The 18,553-nt window shown below is 71.8% G+C and carries 17 protein-coding genes and 1 pseudogene; 5 read left to right on the forward strand and 13 right to left on the reverse strand.

Annotated features, from left to right (window positions below; all coding sequences use genetic code 11):
* Positions 1 to 411 (forward strand): annotated as a pseudogene (locus tag ALMP_RS36215) (hypothetical protein); the annotation flags it as partial.
* On the opposite strand, the gene helR reads toward ALMP_RS36215, so the two are convergent.
* Positions 398 to 2,554, reverse strand: a complete 2,157-nt coding sequence (gene helR / locus ALMP_RS36220; protein ID WP_264936084.1) for an RNA polymerase recycling motor ATPase HelR — start codon at positions 2,552 to 2,554, stop codon at positions 398 to 400. The pseudogene ALMP_RS36215 and the gene helR overlap by 14 nt on opposite strands.
* A gap of 119 nt (positions 2,555 to 2,673) precedes the next feature.
* The gene (locus ALMP_RS36225; RefSeq protein ID WP_375803596.1) at positions 2,674 to 3,885 is read right to left on the reverse strand and encodes a glycosyltransferase; all 1,212 of its coding nucleotides are present in this window, start codon (positions 3,883 to 3,885) and stop codon (positions 2,674 to 2,676) included.
* Between the two features lie 371 nt (positions 3,886 to 4,256).
* Between ALMP_RS36225 and ALMP_RS36230 the strand changes: the two genes are divergently transcribed.
* A complete protein-coding gene (locus ALMP_RS36230; protein WP_375803586.1) occupies positions 4,257 to 5,801 on the forward strand; it encodes a DUF2637 domain-containing protein in 1,545 nt (514 codons plus the stop codon).
* A gap of 10 nt (positions 5,802 to 5,811) precedes the next feature.
* Here the strand turns inward: ALMP_RS36230 and ALMP_RS36235 are convergent, their stop codons facing one another.
* Together ALMP_RS36235 and ALMP_RS36240 are read right to left on the reverse strand one after the other, a co-directional pair.
* The gene (locus ALMP_RS36235) at positions 5,812 to 7,173 is read right to left on the reverse strand and encodes a PQQ-like beta-propeller repeat protein (RefSeq protein ID WP_264936090.1); all 1,362 of its coding nucleotides are present in this window, start codon (positions 7,171 to 7,173) and stop codon (positions 5,812 to 5,814) included.
* Positions 7,170 to 7,721 carry a SigE family RNA polymerase sigma factor gene (locus tag ALMP_RS36240; protein ID WP_264936091.1) on the reverse strand — a complete coding sequence of 184 codons (552 nt, stop codon included), beginning with the start codon at positions 7,719 to 7,721 and terminating at the stop codon, positions 7,170 to 7,172. Before ALMP_RS36240 ends, ALMP_RS36235 begins: the two co-directional genes overlap by 4 nt.
* Positions 7,722 to 7,854: 133 nt before the next feature.
* Here ALMP_RS36240 and ALMP_RS36245 point away from each other — a divergent pair, with 133 nt between their 5' ends.
* Positions 7,855 to 8,331, forward strand: a complete 477-nt coding sequence (locus ALMP_RS36245) for a hypothetical protein (RefSeq protein WP_264936092.1) — start codon at positions 7,855 to 7,857, stop codon at positions 8,329 to 8,331.
* 237 nt (positions 8,332 to 8,568) lie between these two features.
* Here the strand turns inward: ALMP_RS36245 and ALMP_RS36250 are convergent, their stop codons facing one another.
* The 6 genes from ALMP_RS36250 to ALMP_RS36275 form a co-directional block, all read right to left on the reverse strand.
* Positions 8,569 to 9,432: a LysR family transcriptional regulator gene (locus ALMP_RS36250; RefSeq protein ID WP_264936093.1), complete on the reverse strand. Its 864-nt coding sequence runs from the start codon at positions 9,430 to 9,432 to the stop codon at positions 8,569 to 8,571.
* A gap of 110 nt (positions 9,433 to 9,542) precedes the next feature.
* Positions 9,543 to 10,823 (reverse strand): MFS transporter, encoded by a 1,281-nt coding sequence (locus ALMP_RS36255; protein ID WP_264936095.1) that lies wholly within the window; start codon positions 10,821 to 10,823, stop codon positions 9,543 to 9,545.
* Positions 10,820 to 11,902, reverse strand: coding sequence for a Gfo/Idh/MocA family protein (locus ALMP_RS36260; protein WP_264936096.1), 1,083 nt, complete (start codon positions 11,900 to 11,902; stop codon positions 10,820 to 10,822). Before ALMP_RS36260 ends, ALMP_RS36255 begins: the two co-directional genes overlap by 4 nt.
* Positions 11,899 to 12,435, reverse strand: a complete 537-nt coding sequence (locus ALMP_RS36265; RefSeq protein WP_264936098.1) for a GNAT family N-acetyltransferase — start codon at positions 12,433 to 12,435, stop codon at positions 11,899 to 11,901. Before ALMP_RS36265 ends, ALMP_RS36260 begins: the two co-directional genes overlap by 4 nt.
* Positions 12,432 to 13,670 (reverse strand): 5-aminolevulinate synthase, encoded by a 1,239-nt coding sequence (gene hemA / locus ALMP_RS36270; RefSeq protein WP_264936099.1) that lies wholly within the window; start codon positions 13,668 to 13,670, stop codon positions 12,432 to 12,434. The genes ALMP_RS36265 and hemA overlap by 4 nt, the downstream gene beginning before the upstream one ends.
* A gap of 215 nt (positions 13,671 to 13,885) precedes the next feature.
* Positions 13,886 to 14,776: an SDR family oxidoreductase gene (locus ALMP_RS36275; RefSeq protein ID WP_264936101.1), complete on the reverse strand. Its 891-nt coding sequence runs from the start codon at positions 14,774 to 14,776 to the stop codon at positions 13,886 to 13,888.
* A gap of 173 nt (positions 14,777 to 14,949) precedes the next feature.
* Between ALMP_RS36275 and ALMP_RS36280 the strand changes: the two genes are divergently transcribed.
* Positions 14,950 to 15,546, forward strand: a complete 597-nt coding sequence (locus ALMP_RS36280) for a tellurite resistance TerB family protein (protein ID WP_264936102.1) — start codon at positions 14,950 to 14,952, stop codon at positions 15,544 to 15,546.
* 67 nt (positions 15,547 to 15,613) lie between these two features.
* On the opposite strand, the gene ALMP_RS36285 is transcribed toward ALMP_RS36280, so the two are convergent.
* Both ALMP_RS36285 and ALMP_RS36290 read right to left on the reverse strand, forming a co-directional pair.
* Complete coding sequence (locus ALMP_RS36285; protein ID WP_264936103.1) at positions 15,614 to 16,375, reverse strand: class E sortase; 762 nt, start codon at positions 16,373 to 16,375, stop codon at positions 15,614 to 15,616.
* Positions 16,376 to 16,555: 180 nt separating this feature from the next.
* Positions 16,556 to 17,197: a hypothetical protein gene (locus ALMP_RS36290; protein WP_264936105.1), complete on the reverse strand. Its 642-nt coding sequence runs from the start codon at positions 17,195 to 17,197 to the stop codon at positions 16,556 to 16,558.
* Positions 17,198 to 17,452: 255 nt separating this feature from the next.
* Between ALMP_RS36290 and ALMP_RS36295 the strand changes: the two genes are divergently transcribed.
* A complete protein-coding gene (locus tag ALMP_RS36295) occupies positions 17,453 to 17,968 on the forward strand; it encodes a hypothetical protein (protein ID WP_264936107.1) in 516 nt (171 codons plus the stop codon).
* Positions 17,969 to 18,000: 32 nt separating this feature from the next.
* On the opposite strand, the gene ALMP_RS36300 is transcribed toward ALMP_RS36295, so the two are convergent.
* Positions 18,001 to 18,450: a DoxX family protein gene (locus ALMP_RS36300; protein ID WP_264936108.1), complete on the reverse strand. Its 450-nt coding sequence runs from the start codon at positions 18,448 to 18,450 to the stop codon at positions 18,001 to 18,003.
* Between the last annotated feature and the right edge of the window lie 103 nt (positions 18,451 to 18,553).

Genomic DNA, 18,553 nt, shown 5'->3' on the forward strand with positions numbered 1-18,553 from the left:
GTGCTCGCCTCCCTGGCACCGCACCCCGGCCTCTCCGAAGCGCAGCTGCGGGCCATGACCGACCGGCACGGCGGACGGGTCCTCGCGAAGGTCGCCGCCAACCCGGACGCGCCGCACGCGCTGCTGCGCGATCTGGCCCGGCACCAGCCGCCCGTGCCCAAGGCCCTGCGCCAGATCGCCCGACACCCGAACGCGACGGCCCCGGCGCTGCTCGCGTGCCTGGCGGACACACGGGCGCGCCCCCTGGCCGCCGGCCACCCGGCGCTGCCACCGTCGACCCTCGTGGAACTCCTCGCCGACGACGACGGGGAGGTCGTCGAAGCCGCCGCCGCCAACCCGTCCCTGCCACCCGAGGTGATGTCGCGGCTCCTGCCGGCGGACATCCCTCCCGGCGCCGTCAGGAACTCGTGAGGACGACCAGTTGCCGGGTCGCTCGCGTCATCGCCACATAGCGGTCGACCGCTCCTTCGACGCCGTCGCCGAACTCCTGCGGGTCGACGAGGACGACCAGGTCGAACTCGAGCCCCTTCGACAACTGCGGGGTCAGCGACCGGACACGGGACGTCGCCGGCCGGAACGCGGGGGCGCCGATGACACAGGCGATGCCCTCGGCATGCGCGGCGAGCCAGGTGTCGAGGACCGATTCCAGCTCCGACGCCGATCCATGGACGACGGGAACGCCGCTGCCGCGGATGGACGTCGGCACGTTGGCGTCCGGGAGCACGGCCCGGATGACCGGCTCGGCCTCCGCCATGATCTCTTCCGGCGTCCGGTAGTTGATGCTCAGGGACGCCAGGCTGATCCGGTCGAACCCGACCCGCTCCAGCCGTTCCCGCCACGACTCGGTGAACCCGTTCCTGGCCTGGGCGCGGTCCCCCACGATGGTGAAGCTGCGGGACGGGCAGCGCAGCAGCAGCATCTGCCACTCCGCGTCGGTCAGTTCCTGCGCCTCGTCCACGACGATGTGCGCGAACGGGCCGGCGAGCCGGTCCGGGTCGGCGGCGGGCAGGACGGTCTCGTCGACCAGGGAATTGCGCATGTCCTGCCCGTGCAGCATGACCAGCACGCCTTCGCCGTCGTCATAGGTGTGGGCCTCGAGCAGGTCGTCGATGACCTGGCCCATCCGCTCCCGTTCGGTGGCGACGGCGACGTCGTGCCGGCGCTTGCGCCGTGAGGCCTCCGGATCGCCGAGCCGCTGCCGCGCCGCGTCCAGCAGCGGCAGGTCCGACACCGTCCAGGCCTGCGGCTCCGCCCGTTGCAGTGAGCGCACCTCCTCGCGGCTGAGCCAGGGAGCGCACAGCCGCAGGTAGGCGGGGACCGACCACAGGTCGCCGACGAGGTCGGCGGCCTCCAGCAGCGGCCAGGCGCGATGGAAGGCCGTGAGCAGCTCCCGGTCCTGCCGCAGCGCTGTGCGCAGCAGCTCGTCCGACGCGTCGCCGTCGTGCTTGTCCACCAGGATCGTGAGCAGCTCCTCCCAGACCTGCTCGCGCGCCTCATTGTGCGGAGTACCGGGTTCCGCCGAGGCGAACGCCACGGCCCAGTCCTCGGCGCTCAGCCGGACGTCGGACCACCGGGTCGTGACCGTCATCCCCTCGGCGGGCGGCTCCTCGTAGAACCTGACGGCCGCCTCGATCGCCCTCACCATGTCCGCGGACGACTTCAGGCGGGCCACTTCCGGATCGGTCTCGGCCCCGGCAGTGGCTCCCTCGGCGACGAGGTCCCGCAGCACGCAGGTCTGCACGCCCTCCTCCCCGAGGCTGGGCAGGACATCGGAGACATAGGCCAGATACGGCCGGTGCGGACCGACGAACAGCACACCGCCCCGACGGTGACCGAGACGAGGGTCGGAGTGGAGGAGGTAGGCGGAGCGGTGCAGGGCGACGACCGTCTTGCCGGTCCCCGGACCGCCGTCGACGACGAGCGCGCCACGGGAACCCGCGCGGATCACGGCATCCTGGTCGGCCTGGATGGTGCCGAGCACGTCCCGCATCCGCGGCGAGCGGTTGGTGCCCAGGCTGGCGATGAACGCGGACTGGTCGTCGAGAGCGGCGTGCCGTTCGAGGCCGTCCGCGGTGAACACCTCGTCCCAGTAGTCACCGATCCGGCCCCGCGTCCAGCGGTACCGGCGCCGGCTCGCCAGGCCCATCGGGTTGGCGTGGGTGGCGCCGAAGAACGGCTCGGCCGCGGGGGAGCGCCAGTCGACCAGCAGCCGACGCCCCGCGCTGTCGGTGAGGCCGAGCCGTCCGACGTACACGGGCTCGGAGCCGTCCGCGCCGACCATGCGCCCGAGGCACAGGTCCAGGCCGAAGCGGCGCAGCGCGCGCAGGCGGGTGCTCAGCCGGTGGATCTCCGCGTCCCTGTCCATCGCCTGCCTGCCCTTGCCGCCGGGCGCCCTGCGCTCGGCCTCGAGACGGTCGGACAGCTCGGCGATCGACTGCTCCAGGCACTCCGCGACGGCCGCGAAGTGCAGCTCGTCGTCGGCGATCAGCGCCGGGTCGGCCTTGGGGGAGAGGCGGTCGGGAAGGTCGAACACGCTGGTGGTCAGGGGGTTCACGTCATCAGCTCCGATATCGGGTCGCTCGCGACCGTGGTGTGCGGCAAGGCGTTCAGGACCGGCGGGACGAACCTCGCTCGCCGGTTCCGTGGGGTTCACGCGGGCAGGGGCGGCCCTTCTCAGCCGGCCGAGTCGAGCAGCAGCTTCGCGGCCACCGCCGCGCCGTCGGTGCCGACCTCGCCGGCCACGGCGGCCGCTCGCGCCCGGGTGCCGGGGGCCAGGGCCGTCCCGAGCGCGGCCGACAGGGACGCGACAGTCGGCGTCGGACCGTCGTGGGCCACGCCGATGCCCAGGCCCGCCACCCGGCCGGCCCAGTACGGCTGGTCCGCCGCCTGGGGCACCACCACCTGAGGCGCGCCGGAGCGGGTGGCCGTCGTCGTGGTGCCCGCGCCGCCGTGGTGCACGACGGCGGCGACCCGGCGGAACAGCGCCTGCTGGTTGACCTCGCCGACGACGAAGCAGTCGTCCCGGTCGTCGGCCAGGGCCAGATCGGCCCAACCGCGGGCCAGAACCGCGCGACGGCCCTGCGCGCGGACCGCCTCGACGGCCACCTCGGCGACGTCCGCCGCGTCGCGCATGGGCATGCTGCCGAAGCCCACGAACACCGGCGACGCGCCGGCGTCCAGGAACTCCACCAGCTCGGCCGACAGCGGCCGTTCGTCCGGCAGGACCCATGCGCCGGTCTGGACGACATCGAGGCCCGACGTCTCCTCCCACGGGTCCAGGACCGGGTCCGTCGCCAGCCACGGCCGGTCGCCGATGACGTAGTCGCGGACGTTGTCCACCGGCGGCAGGCCGATCGACGCCCGGTTCGTGTTCAGCGCCTCAGCGAACAACGCGTCGACGCTCTGCGCGTCCAGCTCCCACAGCACCCGGTTGTCGGTCACCTCCGGCGGCAACGGCCGGCCCGGATACGCCAGCGGCCGCCGGTACGGCGACGGCAGGGTGAGCTGCTGGAACGTCACCGACACCGAGCGGACGCCCAGCTTCTCGGCCACCGACAGCGCGCCGGCCGCGGCCGGGATCATGCCCGTCGCCACCAGCACGTCGCATCCCTCCGCCGCCACGGCGAGCGCCTCGACCTGGGCGGCGATCACCGCGGCCGCGCGCTGGGGCAGCGTCGCCGCCGTCGGCGGCGGAACCGCGGTGGTCAGCGCGCGCGCCGACGGACCGACCGGCACCATCGGCACGCCGACACCGGCCAGCCGCCGCGCGAAGTCCTCGTCCGACGGCGCGCACACCCGCACCTCCGCACCGACTTCCCGTAACCGCACCGCGAGTGCCACCAGCGGCTCGACGTCCCCGCGCGACCCATACGTCGACAACAACACACGCACGTGATGACTCCCGTTTCCGCAGATCCTGGCCTAGGCCGGAGATTCTGCGGCACCAACGGGGCCTTGCCGCAAGCCCCCCGGTGCGCTATAAGTTGAGAGTGGCAAGGAGAGGTGTTCTCCTTGCCTTGTTTTTTTGTCCCCCTTTCTGGCCTTCTGGTCTTTTGCCCCCTTCTGGTCGACCGCCGTGGACGGAAAAGCCGCCATGGAGGTCCTGTGGCGCAACCGACCCGGACCGTCCCGATGTCATACCGCCATGAGAGTGTGAATGGCGCTCAGTGTGATGGCGGTGACGGAGGGGGCGGCAGCAGGTGACGGCACGGACAACGACGCCGACGTGGACACGGACTCACCGCGTACTGATCTCCGTGATCGTGACCGGCGCCGTGATCATCGCCGGCATCGGCTTCGCCGGTTCCTACGCGGCCGTCCGCGAGCTGGCCGTCAAGAAGGGCTTCGGGGACTTCTCCTACGTCTTCCCGATCGGCATCGACGCGGGCATCTGCGTCCTGCTCGCCCTCGACCTGCTGCTGACCTGGATCCGCATCCCCTTCCCGCTCCTGCGGCAGACGGCGTGGCTGCTGACCGCCGCCACGATCGCCTTCAACGGCGCGGCCGCCTGGCCCGACCCGCTGGGCGTCGGCATGCACGCGGTGATCCCGATCCTGTTCGTGGTCACTGTCGAGGCGGCCCGGCACGCCATCGGCCGCATCGCCGACATCACGGCCGACAAGCACATGGAGGGAGTCCGCCTCACCCGCTGGCTCCTCTCCCCCGTCCCCACGTTCCTGCTCTGGCGCCGCATGAAGCTGTGGGAGCTGCGCTCCTACGAACAGGTCATCAAGCTGGAGCAGGAACGTCTCGTCTACCAGGCCCGGCTGCGCTCCCGCTTCGGCCGGGGCTGGCGCCGCAAGGCCCCCGTCGAATCCCTGATGCCCCTGCGCCTGGCCCGCTACGGCGTCCCCCTCGCCGAAACCGCCCCGGCGGGCCTGGCGGCGGCGGGTATCGGCGAACCGTCGGCCCGGCTCACGGTGGGGCGGACCCCGGTGCCGCCGCAGCGGCAGAGCCCCGCGATCGAGGCCGCCGTCGAGCCGAGGGTGGAGCCTGCCCCGCAGCCACCGCTGGAGGCACACGAGCGGCTGGAGGCCCCCGAGCCGGCGGGCGAGACCGAGATCGAGATCGAGACCGAGATCGAGGCAGCCTCCGAAGACGCCCAGGCCGCGGACGACGGACTGATGTGGGGCGACTACTTCTACGCCGCCTGGCGCGCGTACGCCGCCGAGCACGGCGCCTATCCGGACGCTGCCGCCCTCGCCGAGTACGTCCACCGGCGCGACGGCATCACCGGCGCCGGCGGCCGGCCGATCACCGCGGCCGAACTGCACTACTACGTCGTCGCCTTCCAGGGCCGTGAGCACGGCGACGACGGCTCCGACGCGGCTGCCCGTACCACCGAGCAGACCGCGCACTCCGGCACCCAGGCCGCCAGGGAGCCGCGCGGCCCGAGGATCGACGCCAAGGTCGACGAGCGGCCGCCGGCTCCCCTCCCCGCCGAGGACGACGGCCTCACCGTCGCCGACCGCTACTACCTCGCGTGGACGGAGTACCGGACCCGGCACGGCGACGAACCCTCCCCCGAGGAACTGTCCGCCTTCCTCGCGCAGAACGGCGTCCTCGGCCGGGGCGGGAATCCCGTCAGCCCGTCGACGCTGCGCCGCTACTCGCTCCAGTTCCGCGTCTACGCCGTCTGGGCCGACCACCGCGCGCACACCGAGGCGCCGTCGCCCGACGCCGTCGCGCAGGACTGCGCGGACCGCGGGATCACCGCCCAGTACAACAGGGCGGTGACCCCCGCTCAGATCACCGAGCAGACCGAGGACTTCCAGCGGCGCTGGCACCTGCTCGGCCGGTGAAGGAACCCGTCTAGGGCAGCACGGGCTCGATCCGGAAGAGCTCGCTGCCGACCTGGCCGATGAGGCCGTGGTCGTACACCATCAGTTCCGGGGCGACCCCCGCCTCCACCGGGGTCTGCGGCATCGGCACCTGGCCGCGCCAGCGCACCGCACCGCTGTCCAGGTCGAGGCCCACGAGGTTCCCGGACGGATCGAGGTAGTACGCCACCCGGCTGTCGAGATCCACCGCGGCGTCGGAGGCCAGTTCCCGCATCGTGGCGTGGCGCGGGTCCGTACGCAGTCGCAGCCCCAGGTCACGCGTCCACAGCCGCTTGCCGTCGGTGGCCGAGTACGCGGTGGCGCGGCCGTCGCCGCCGGACATCACGATGATGCCGTCCGCGACCACACCCATCGGCATGCCGTCGACGCGGTGTTGCGACACCTTGCCCGAGCCGAGGTCGACACGGGTCAGGGTGGCGGGCCCGGGGTCGTTGAAGTACCGCTGTCCGCCGGCCGGGGCGCCCAGCAGTACGGCGTCCCCGTCCGTGCCCAGGTAGGCCGTCGGGCCGTCGACGGTCGCGACCGTCCGCGCCACGCCGGTCGCCGGGTCCAGCCGGACGACGGTGCTGCGCTGCGTGGCTTTCTCGCTGTCCGGGGAGCAGATCAGGTACGGGACGCCGCCGACCGCCACCCGGTCGCAGTCGGCCTGCTTCCACGAGTACGTCCACAGCGTCCGGCCCGTCTTGTCGTCCAGCGCGGCCACGCTCTTGAACGTCGGGGAGTTGGCGAGGATCCCGCCGTCGAACGGCACGGCGGAGGCCCGGTCGCGGTTGTCGCCCGCCAGCTCGTGCTTCCACAGCACCCGCCGGCTGTCGATGTCGATCGCGACGAGATCGGTGCCGGCGCTGGACGCCCCCGGGTCGTGATCGGCGTAGGTGTACAGCACCCCGTCGCGGACACCGGGCAGTGATCCGGCCGGAGAGCCGTCGTTGTCGGCCTCCTCGGCCTCGCGCTGCCACACGATCTTTCCGCTGCGGGCGTCCACGCTGATGCCGTCGTACCGCGGCCCCCGGCAGTAGACGGCGTCGGCACCGGTGGTGCAGGCGTCCCAGGACACGGCGGGCAAGGAGGTCTGCCACAGCAGCTTGCTCTGCTGGGTCTCGCGCGAAGCCGGCGGCCGCGTCCCGTCGTCGCCGCCACCCGTGCCCGTGGCGAGGGCCGCGCCGAAGACCACACCGGTGAGGCCGAGGGCCGCGCCGGTGGCACGCACGAGGATCCGCCGTCGGCGGCGGCGCACCAGGCGGTCGGCGATGCCCGCGGGAGCGCTGGGGTCGTCGGGGGTCCACGCGTGCAGGGCGTCCCGGATCGCGCGGTCCAGCTGGTCGGCGTTCATGAGTGGGTTCCCTTCGGCAGGATGCTGCTCGGGGCGGCGGCCGCGGTCCGCACCGGGGCGCCCAGCTCCGGCGCGAGGTCGCGCAGCCGGGCCAGCGACCGATGGGTGGTGCTGCGCACCGTGCCCACCGAGCAGCCCAGGGCGCTCGCCACCTCTGTCTCCGACAGGTCTTCGAAATAGCGCAGCACCAGCATCGTGCGCTGCCGCGGGGTCAGCCGGGCGAGCGCCCGTGCCACGGTGATCCGCAGATCGGCGGCGGACGTGCCGTCGGCCACGCCGGGGTCCTCCGGCGGCACGGCGAACGTCGGCTCGCGGTGCGGGCGGCGCAGTCGCCAGCGGCTGATCTGATGCCGGTACATCACCTTGCGGACATAACCCTCCGGGTCGTCGATGTGCCGCCAGCGGCCCAGTGCCTTCATCAGCGCGATCTGTACGAGATCCTCGGCGTCGTGCCGGTCGCCGCCGGTGAGAAGGTTCGCCAGGCGCAGCAGGGTGCTCCACCGGGTGTCGACGAAGTCCCGGAATCTCTCGTGGTCCTGTGGGTCCATGGGCCCTCCCGTTTCCCTAACGCTCACAAGGACGCGTGGGCCCCGGACGATCTATGCCTGCCGCTCCGGGCTTTCTCCGAGAACGCCGACTTCCGGGCGTGCAATCACCCGAGCCGCTCGGCAGGATGAGCGCATGGCCGATGACGAGAACGCGGGATTCGCGCTGCCCCGCGGAGCGACAGGTTTCTTCCGCCCGCAGGACGGCCCGCTTCCCGAGACCGATCCCCGAAGGCTGCGTGCCGCGCTGCACGCGGCCGCCCGCGCCGCCGGAGGCAGGGTGAGCGAGTGGGAGGAGCGGGAATACCCCTGTACCTTCCATTCCGCGACGGTCGTCGTCGGTACGGCCGGACACATCGTCCTGGCCCACGCCCACCACCCCTGGATCGCGTTCGCCAGGGAACGCCGCGACTGGTACACCGAGCAGTTCCTCGCACCACCCCCGTGGTCCGACGTCTTCACGCACGCCGGGTTCACGGTACTCGGGAGCGAGCAGCTCACCATGCCCCTCTCCGGCGTCGACACCTCGGCGCTCACGCGCGACGAGTGGCGCCACGTCCGTCTCTACGGCATCACCACGCTGGGTGGGTTGCTCTTCAACGCCTGGGACTGATCGGAGGGTTGTAGGCGGAACCCGACCGGAGAGAAACGGATGCCGACCGGTGCGGCCAGGTCTGGCTGGCCCTGGCGGCCACCACGCTCAGCTACGGCGGGATGTTCGGCGCCGTCGTCATGGTCGTCGCCGCGCACCGGGCCAGGTCGACCGGGCGGCGGACCGGCTGCTGAAACCCGGAACCGCGTGGACGGTCGCCAGGCTCGCCGCGTGTTCCGGCCGCCGCCCGAGCCCAGGTCACCGGGGCACGAGTTCGCTCCCGACGCAGGTACGCAGGACCGACTCCAGGGTTTCCGTGTGCGGGTGGGGGTTGGTGCGGGGGTGGACGAAGTGCAGGGTGGCGGGCGGGGACCCGGTCAGGGGCAGGTAGAGGATGTCCGGGTCGGGGTACTGAGCGGCGACCGAGGCGGGAAGGACGCCCACACCACGGCGGATCGCGACCGCGTGCAGGTACTCGTCGATGTTGGTGGCCTCGGCGCCGACCTCCGGCCGGTACGCGCTGGGCCAGTCGTCGGGCGTGAGTGTGCCGCTGACGGTGTTGACCACCAGGCACCGGCGTCCCACCTCACGCCAGGAGACGGCGGACTGGACGGCGAGCGTGGAACGGCGCGAGACGGCGGCGACACGACGTTCCTGGACGATCTCCACGGCCACCAGGCGGGGGTCGCGGACGGGACCCCACAGCAGGGCCGCGTCGGCGGAGCCGTCCCGCAGCCCCGCCGTGCAGTCGTCGACGCGTACCGGCTGGACGAGGAGCTGATGGCGCTCCTCCATCAGCTCGATGGCACGACGGCCCACCGCGGTGGGAAAACCCCAGGCGTATCCGAGACGGAAGGGAGCCTCCGGCGGAGGCGGGAACAGCGCGGCCTCCAGACGGGGCAGCAGCGCCTCCAGCTCCGCCTTCAGACGCCGTCCCTCGACGGTGAGCCGGGGATGCCGGGTGCTGCGGTCGACCAGCGCTCTTCCCAACACCTCTTCGAGACGCTGGATGTGACGGCTCAACGTCGGCTGGGACAGGCCGAGTCTGTCGGCGGCCCAGGTGAAGTGCTGCTCCTCGGCGAGGGTCAGGAAGCATCGCAGGTGCTGTATGCCGATGTCCATGGTCGACAGGTTAGGCCCTGTCCGGCCGGCCGTGCCGCGGACGGGCGGCCTGCCAGGCCCTCGTCCGCGGCACTGTGGCGAAACTCATCCACCGGACCGGCCATCCACGGTCACCGCTCGTCCGGCCCGTCCGCCGCCCGGTCCGCCGTACCGCGACGGGTGGCGCGGCGCACGGCGGTGAGGTGCAGCAGGAGGCCCAGGAGAGCGAGACCGGCCGTGCAGTACGGCAGGGCCGCCGGCGCCGTTCCCGCCGCGATGACGGTGCCGCCCAGGGCCGAGCCGATGGCGCTGCCCAGGTAGACGGCGGAACTGTTCAACGCGACGGCGACCGGGGCCTGTTGCGGCTGCGCGGCGATGAGCTGGTGCTGCTGGGGCACCTGGAGGGCCCAGCCGGCGGCGCCCCAGACGACCAGGGGGACGAACAGGACCCAGCTCGTACCGGCGGCCGACGGCAGGGCGAGGTGAGCCACCGCCAGCAGGGTGAGGACACCCGTGACCACCGCGAAGGGACGACGGGTCCGGTCCACGATCCGCCCGATCAGCAGGCTCCCGGCCACCCCGCCCGCGCCCCAGGCCCACATCGGGCCCACGGTGTCACCGGAGCCGGCGGCGTCCTTGAGGAACGGCGCAAGGTAGGTGTACAGGCCCAGGCTCGCGATGCCGCCGAGGAGGGAGACCACCGCGATGCCCGCGACCCGGCCGTCCGCCAGGATGCGGACGCGGTCGCGCAGGGCCGGCGGCGGGCCGGCCGTCGTGGTCGGCAGCAGGGCGATGCCCGCGAGGGCCAGCAGGCCCAGCGCGGTGATGAGCCACAGCGTGCCGCGCCAGCCCATGTGCTCGGCCAGCATCACACCCAGCGGAACGCCGACCACGGTGCCGATGCTCATCCCGCCCATGACCAGCGCGAGGCTCCTGCCACGGCGCTCCTCGCCCGCCAGGCCCGCGGCGGTCGCCGCCGCCGTCGGGGAGTACAGCCCGGCCCCGATCCCGGCCAGGGCCCGGGCCACCAACAGCACCGGCAGCGACGGCGCGAGGGCGCTCAACGCGTTGCCCACGGAGAAGACGGCCAGCGCGCAGGCGAGCACGACCTTGGCGGGACGTCCCGCGAGCGCGGTGGCGAAGACGGGGGCCGCCAGCGCGTAGCACAACGTGAAGACGGTGACCATCTGCCCGGCCGACGCCTCCGAGACGCGCAGGCCGCTCGCGACATCCGGCAGCAGACCGGCCATGACATAGGCGTCCAGGCCCAGGGCGAAGGCCCCGACGGCGAGCAGGGGGACGAACCGGCTGCCGCGCCCCGCGCCCTTGCCGGTGCCCGTGTCCGTACCGGAGGCGTCCGTGCGTGTGGTGTCCATGTCTGTGGTGTCCGTGCCGGTGGTGTCCGTGCTCATCCCAGCCGCTCCCAGTCCACTTCGGTGACGATGGTCCGGCCCGCGGGGAAGTAGCGGGCGGGCCCGGTGGTCCGTGCCGTCTCCTCGACGCGGTTCAGCAGGCGCTGCAGTGCGATCGACTCGCCCAGGCCCGCGAAGGCCACGGAGGGCCGCTCGCCGCGCAGCACGAACCGCAGCGCGTCCGCGACGAGCCGGCGCAGTTTGACGACGCCCCGCAGTCCGTCGGGGGCCTGCTCACCGCGGGTGTCGACCTCGCACAAGGTCTCCTCGCCGTCCCGTGTGCGGCGCCAGACGCGCAGACGGTCGGCGTCCCACACCGGGGTGTCGTACTCGGCCGACGCGTACACGAGTTCGCCGTCCGGGGCGCGGAAGGTGCAGTCGACCGTGCGCTGCCGGGTGATGTTGACGAAGCTGCTGTAGACGGTCACCGGTGCCTCGCCCAGCGTGGCGGTCAGGGCGACACTGTCGAGCACGGCGTCCCCCGAGACGGAGAAGTCGGAGGTGACCGCGAGGGCCCCGGTGAGCTCGACGGGATGATCGTCGGGCGCTGTCCAGCGCAGCAGGTCGAGCGAGTGGATGACCTCGCTGGTCACCCCCACGGTGGGCCGGTGGTCGTTGACGCGGTCCTTGCCCCAGGTGGCGTGGGCGCGCACCAGGGACAGACGGTGGCGCCGGACGTGGTCGCGCAGCGCCGCCGTCGCGTCGGAGTACCGCTCCACCAGGTCCATGGCGAAGCCGGAGACGTCCCGCAGGGCGTCCGTCACGGCGCCGAGGTCGTCATGACGGGATGTCAGCGGCTTCTCGGCGAGGACGAACCCCCGGTAACCGGCGAGCCCGGTGAGGATCTCGGCGTGTGCCGAGTCGGTCACGGCCACGATGACCAGATCGGGCGCGAAGTCGGTCAGGGCCTGCTTCAGCGAGGGGAAGTAGGGGATGTCCTCACGGGTGCGGTGACGGGCGTGATACGCGATCTCCAGATCTGCCCCGACCCCCTGCGGCCCGTCCAGGCCGCGCAGGGCCTTGAGGAAACGGGATCCGGCGTACCCCATCCCCGCGATCAGTACCTTCACCGTGCTCATACGGGCGTGGCCTCCTCGGCGGCGCGCAGTGACGTGAACAGCAACTCCTCCCCGCTGGGCCGGAAACCGGAGCGAAGGTAGAGGGAGGCGCCGGCCGGGGTGGTCTGCAGCACCACCTCGTCGGCACCGCGGTCGCGCAGCCAGGCGAGGAGGTGCTCCAGGACCGCGGTGGCCAGCCCCTGCCCCCGGTCGCGCGGATCGGTGACCACCGACTGGATCCACCCCGCAAGGCCGCTGGGGCAGGCGGGGGAGGGCGCGCGCCGGTCGACGACGGCTGTGGCACAGGCCCTCAACCGCCCGGCCCCGGGCACCACCGCGACGCGCACACCGGTGTCCTCACGGCCGTTCCCCAGCCGCTCCGCCAGCCAGGAGCGGTACGCCGCCCGCCAGGCCGCGCTCTGCGCCGCGTCGGTGGCCGCGTACGGCAGCCCGGCGGCCGCGCCGTCCTCCAGCAGATGGGCGCGCAGCCGGATCAGTTCGTCGATGTCGCCGGCCACGGCTCCCCGTACGGCGATGTCCGCGGGCCCGCTCACGCCGCCCGCCCCGCCGGTTCCGCCGTACGGCCGGAGACACCGAAGTACCGGAAGACCTCGCTCAGCGAGCGCACCAGGTGAGCGATGTCCTCGTCGTCGTGGTTCGGGGTCACGTTGACCCGGAAGCGTTCGGTACCGACCGGAACGGTCGGGGAGTTGATCGGCTGGAGGTACACCCCGTGCTCGTCCAGCAGCCGTACCGCCGACCGCCTGCACAGCTCCGCGTCACCGACCAGTACGGGCAGCACGTGGGTGGTGCTGCACGGCATGACCTCGATGCCGGCCTCGGCGAGCGCGCCGCGCAGGTGCGCCGTCTTGCGTCGCAGCGCGCCACGCTCGGTCTCGGAGGACTTCAGGTGCTCGATGCTCGCATGGCAGGCGGCGACGACGGCCGGCGGCAGCGAGGTGGTGAAGATGAAACCGGAGGCGAAGCTGCGCACGGCGTCCACGAGCGTCGCCGAGGCGGCGATGTAGCCCCCGATCACCCCGATGGCCTTGGCCATGGTCCCCTGGATGACGTCGATCTGGTGGTCGACGTTGAGCTGTGCCGCCATGCCGGCACCGCGCGGCCCGTACATGCCGATGGCGTGCACCTCGTCGAGGTAGGTGAGCGCGTTGTACTGCTGGGCGACCTTGGCGATCTCCTCGATCGGGGCGACGTCACCGTCCATCGAGTAGACGGACTCGAACACGACGATCTTCGGCCGGTCCAGGGGCTGCCGGGCGAGCAACTCCTCCAGGTGGCCCACGTCGTTGTGCCGGAAGACATGGCGCTCGGCCTTGGTGCTGCGGATGCCGTTGATGATGGACGCGTGGTTCAGCTCGTCCGAGACGATCACCGGGTCGGGCAGGACGCGCAGCAGGCATTGCAGGGTCGCGTCGTTGGAGCCGTAACCGGTCGGGAAGACGAGCGCGGCCTCCTTGCCGTGCCACTCGGCGAGTGAGGACTCCAGCCGGGCGTAGTGCGCGTGCGTGCCGCCGATGTTGCGCGAGCCTCCCGAGCCCGCTCCGTACTCGTCGACGGCCCGGTGCATCGCCTCCAGCACGGCGGGATGCTGCGACATGCCGAGATAGTCGTTGCTGCACCACACGGTCACCTGCTGGGAACGGCCGTCGGGGGCGCGGCGTGTCGCCAAGGGATAGGCACCGGCGCGGCGGTTGATGTCCACGAACTCCCGGTACTGTCCACTGCGCCGCAGACCGTCGAGCTTGGCGGCGAGAAAGTCCTCCAGCACCTCAGTTGCCTCCTGCTGATGGGCCGACGCGGAAGGGCACCGGCCGTGTACGGGTCGACAGCAGTAGACAGACATGGATGGCTGTTACACCAATACGATCGGTACATGAGTCATGTGCGGGCTGTATGACCGCTGCTGAGGACGGCGCCGCACCGCTAGGGAGACGCGCGTCACATGGGTGTCGACGGCCGCCGGGGCCGCCGTCGACGGCTCGCTCAGGGGAGCGGAGTACCGCCGGTGGCGTTGAGGATCTCGGCGGTGATGAAGCTCGCCTCCTGCGAGGCGAGATAGACGTACGCGGGCGCCAGCTCGGCCGGTTGGGCCGGTCGGCCCAGCGGGCTCTGCTTGCCGAACTCCGCGGTGTCGGGCATGGTCGCGGGGATCAGCGGTGTCCACACCGGTCCCGGCGCGACCGCGTTGACGCGGATGCCGCGCTCCGCGAGCATCTGGGCCAGACCCTGGGTGAAGGTGACGATCGCGCCCTTCGTCATCGCGTAGTCCAGCAGATGCGGGCTGGGCTTGTACGCCTGCACCGACGTGGAGTTGATGACGCTGCCGCCCGCCGGGATGTGCGGCAGCGCGTACTTCGTCAGCCAGAACATGCCGTACAGGTTGGTGCGCATCACGCGGTCGAACTGCTCGGTGGTGATCGCCTCGATGCCGTCCGGCTGTGACATCTGGTAGGCCGCGTTGTTCACCAGCACGTCGATACGCCCGAACTCCGCGACCGCCCGTTCGATCAGCGAGCGGCAGTTGTCCTCGTCGCGGATGTCACAGGACACGGCGACCGCCTTGCGGCCCGCGTCCTCCACGAGGCGGGAGGTCTCACGCGCCTCGTCCTGCTCTTCCTGGAGGTAGGTGAACAGCACATCGGCACCCTCGCGCGCGAAGGCCAGTGCCACGGCCCGGCCGATCCCCGAGTCACCGCCCGTGATCACGGCCCGGCTCCCTTCCAGGCGGCCCGAGCCGCGGTACGACTCCTCGCCGTGGTCGGGCGGCGGGTCCATCGGCCCGGTCCAGCCCGGGTGCGGCTGGTCCTGGGAGGGGAAGTCGGGGCGCGGCTGCTGTGTGGTCGGGTCCTGCCGAGTGGTGTGTTCGTCGGTCACGTCGGCCTCCTGCCTGCCGGGGGTCCGTACGGAACGCCGGGTTCCCCGCCCGGTGCGACTCGAAAAGGCCGGTTCGTGGGCCGCGGGTTCGGAGGGGCTTGGCGGAACCATTGCCTGGAGGTGGGCGTTCCACGGATGAGAGAAGATTCGGACGAGTATCGAGGTGGACGTCAATGGCACTGTTCGACCGGCTCAAGGACCAGGCGAAGAACCTGCAGCAGCAGGTTCAGGGCGGTCGTGGCGCGACCGGCGGACACGGCGCTCCCGGCTTCGGCGGTGGTGCGCACGGCGCGTCGCACGGCGCGCCGCACGGAGGTTCGAGCGGTGGCTCGCGCGCCCAGCTGGTCGGCTTGCTGAAAACACAGCTGGGCTCCCTGAAGACCGAGTTGAAGAGCGGTGCGTACCGGGACGCGAGCATGGCGATGTGCGCCCTGGTCGCGGCGGCGGACGGCCATGTGGACGCGGCCGAGCGGCAGCAGATGGAGTCGATGATCCTCAGCAACGACGTGTTGCAGAACTTCCCGCCGGAGCAGCTGCGCGACCGCTTCCACAAGCATGTCGACCTGCTCACACGTAACTTCCCGCAGGGCAAGGCCGAGGCGATGCAGGAGATCGCCAAGGCCGCCAAGAAGCCGGCCGAGGCCCGGGCGGTGATCCAGACCGGCATCGTCATCGCCGGCGCCGACGGCTACTTCTCCCAGGCGGAGCAGGAGGTCCTCAGGGAGGCCTGCGCGGCGCTCGGTGTGTCCCCCGCGGAGTTCCAGCTCTGACGGGCGGGACCGGCAGGAAGTGCTCGGTCACCTGCTGTGACCGAGCACTCCGGCCCGTCCCGAGGGGCTACTGAGGACTTGCCGCCGCCGGTCGGGTCGAGGACAGGACGCCGATCTTGTCGATGCGGTGCTCGGGGTTGCCCTGGGCGTCGCGCCAGTAGTTGCCCGCCGCGTTGTCCTCCGGGGTGGCACAGGTGGAGAGGGTGATCATCGCCTGGGTGGGCTTCTTCCCCGGCGCGCCAGGGACGTCGGCCCGCTGTTCGGCGAGGGAGCGGGCGGAGCGGAAGGACGTCGTCCGGGTCTGGACGATGCGGTACTCGTACACCGTGCCGTCCGCCGTCACCAAGACCGTGTCGCCCACATCGACGGCGGGCAGCTCGCGCAGCGGTCCGCCGGCGCTGAGCCGGTGCGCCGTCACCAGGTAGTTGCCGATTTCACCCGGCCCCACGCCGCCCTGCTCTCCGTGGGGGCTCGCGGCCACGCCGCGGTCCTGGATCCGTGTGCCGGCCCGGTCGTCGGTCGTCCCCTCGTAGGGGACTATGCGCAGATCCGTCACGCCGATCGACGGTATGTCGAGGTCGGCGGGTCTGGGCCGGTGAGCGGGGGTGGGGGAGAGGGCGGAGGAGGGTGCGGCTTCAGCGGTGGACGGCTCGGCGACGGGCGTCTGTGGCGCCGGCGCAGATGGTGTCGGTGGTGTCGGTGTGGACACCGCGGGTTTTGTGTCGCTCGGGACCTTCGCACCCGGGGCGGCGGCGCAGCCCACGAGCACGACGACCGCCGTCGCGGCGGCGGCCGCGACGGCGGAGCGGGCATGACGGGCAGCGTGCATGGGTTCTCGACCGCCTGAACATCGACAGTGTCTCTTCAGTCGGAACGACGAACCGGAATGTTTCATTCCGTCCCTGCGGCGGGGAGAGCGGCGCACTCATGTCAGGTACACGCCTGAGTGCCGGAAGCCGGCCCCCTGCTCAAGACGGACGGCTTCCCGCTGACTCCGCACGGCCTCGGCTCAGGCCGATGGCTCCTGCTTCTGCTCCTCGGCCGGCGGCTGAGCGTCCGGAGCGGTGTAGAAGACGGACGTGCCCTGCTTGGTGCGCTGGGCGTGGTTCTTGGCCACCAGACCTTCGAGGGTGGTCCGCACGACGGTTGCCTTGATACCCCGCTCGGGATACTGCTGCCCCAGCGACTGGGCGACCTCGGCCGCGGAGCGTGGCTCACTCTGCCCGGCCAGATGCTCACGGACCAGCGAGACGAGCGAGGGCTGAGCGGGCTCCATGCTCGCCGTCCGCGTGGCCTTCTTCTTGTCGGCCGGCTTGCGGGCCGCCGGAGCGGCCTTCTTGGCCTTCGTCTGCTTGGCGGTACCCGCCGCTGCCGCGGTCTTCTTGCGAGGCGCGGGCACCGACGCGACCGGCTCGGCCGCCGGCGTGACCGGTTCGGCCGCCGGCGCGGTTTGAGGAGGCTCGACACCCAGCGCCTGCCGGACGTTCAGCAGCACCGAGCGGTCCTTCTCCAACGCCGCCAACTGCTGTTGCAGTGTGGCGATCTCACCGCTGATGCGTTCCTGTTCCTTGAGATTGCGCTCCAGGTCACCGGCGACCTGCGCCGCGTACTGGGAGGTCACTCCGTCCGGTTCGGTCGAGGTGTCAGACATTGATCCTCACGCTCCTTCATGACCCTCACGGGCGACGGGCCCACGACCCGCGTCCGGAAACGGTGCTGGTGCTGCGGCCGTCAGCGGCTACTGCTGCCCAGTTGTGTAGTGATACCACGGAAACGGGACAGGTTTTTCCTTTCCGATCGGGCTGCGCGGAGAGGGATGAACCACAGATCCTTCCATGCCGTCTCAGACAGTGACACGGGAGAGCGCCGTGTCGTTCGCTCATCGCATCGCTGTTGGAGGCACCTCATGGCCATGGTCGGTCTGTTCTGGATCACTGAGGAATCGGTGTGGGTGGGAGCCGAGGCCGTCGGTGCCGCGACCGGGGTGCGGCTGACGGAGGACGGCGTCGAGACCGTCGGCGTCGACCAGGGCAGGTCGTGGGGTTGGGACCAGGTGCGGCGGATCGACGTCCGTGACGTGGCCGTGCGGTCCGCCGCCCGCCGCCTCGCGTCCGTGGCCCTGGACTCAGTGCTTGTGGCGGTGACCGGCGCCGGGGGCTTCCCGCCCGACTACACCGTGAGGGTGGAGACCGATACCGATGCGGACGCCGTCGAGGTGAGCGTCGCCTCAGCGGTCACCGGCGGCATCTACACACCCGTCGAGTACGAGCTCTCCCGCACGCTCTTGGCGCGGCTCACCGACGGTGCCGTCGCTGTCGGCGAGTTGCTCGCCTGGGGCCGTGACCACGCCACCGACGGCACCCCGCCGCGCGAAGAGCGTGAGGCACTGCTGCGGAAGTGGACCGGCGACGACTCGCACTGACCTCGGGACGCCGTCCACCGGCCCGGCAGTCCTCAGGAAGACACCTCGGTCGCACGGTGAGCGGCCGGTCGCCCGTGCCGCTCCCGGCCCACCAGGCCTGGCAGCGACAGGCCGCCCGGGCCGGAGAACACCAGCAGCAGGAACCCCCAACAGAAGAGCGCCGGGGCCAGGCCGCCGTTCTGCAGCGGGAAGAGGCCGTCCTGTTGGTGTTCGGTGAAGTAGGCGAACGCCATGATGCCCGAGCTGAGGAAGGCCGCGCCGCGGGTGGCGACACCGAGGAGGACGAGCGCGCCGCAGATCAGCTCGATCACCCCGGCGTACCAGAAAGGCCAGTCACCTGTCGGGCTGGCCTTTCGACCCAGCACGCCGAAGACCGTCGCGGCGCCCTCCGTGGTGAACAACAGGCCCAGGACCATGCGGAACAGACCCAGCACGAGGGGCTGACGTGCCGTCAGCCAGTCGTTGAGGCGCGAGGTGGTCATCGGTGTACTCCTCGAAATCTGATCGACAGTGCCCGACGCTGAGCCGGGGAAGGCTGACCGCGACGGGCAGGGCGCGTACGTCCCGGCCGTCCGTACGTGCGCG

It is taken from the genome of Streptomyces sp. A012304, from assembly GCF_026008495.1.
Taxonomy (GTDB): Bacteria; Actinomycetota; Actinomycetes; order Streptomycetales; family Streptomycetaceae; genus Streptomyces.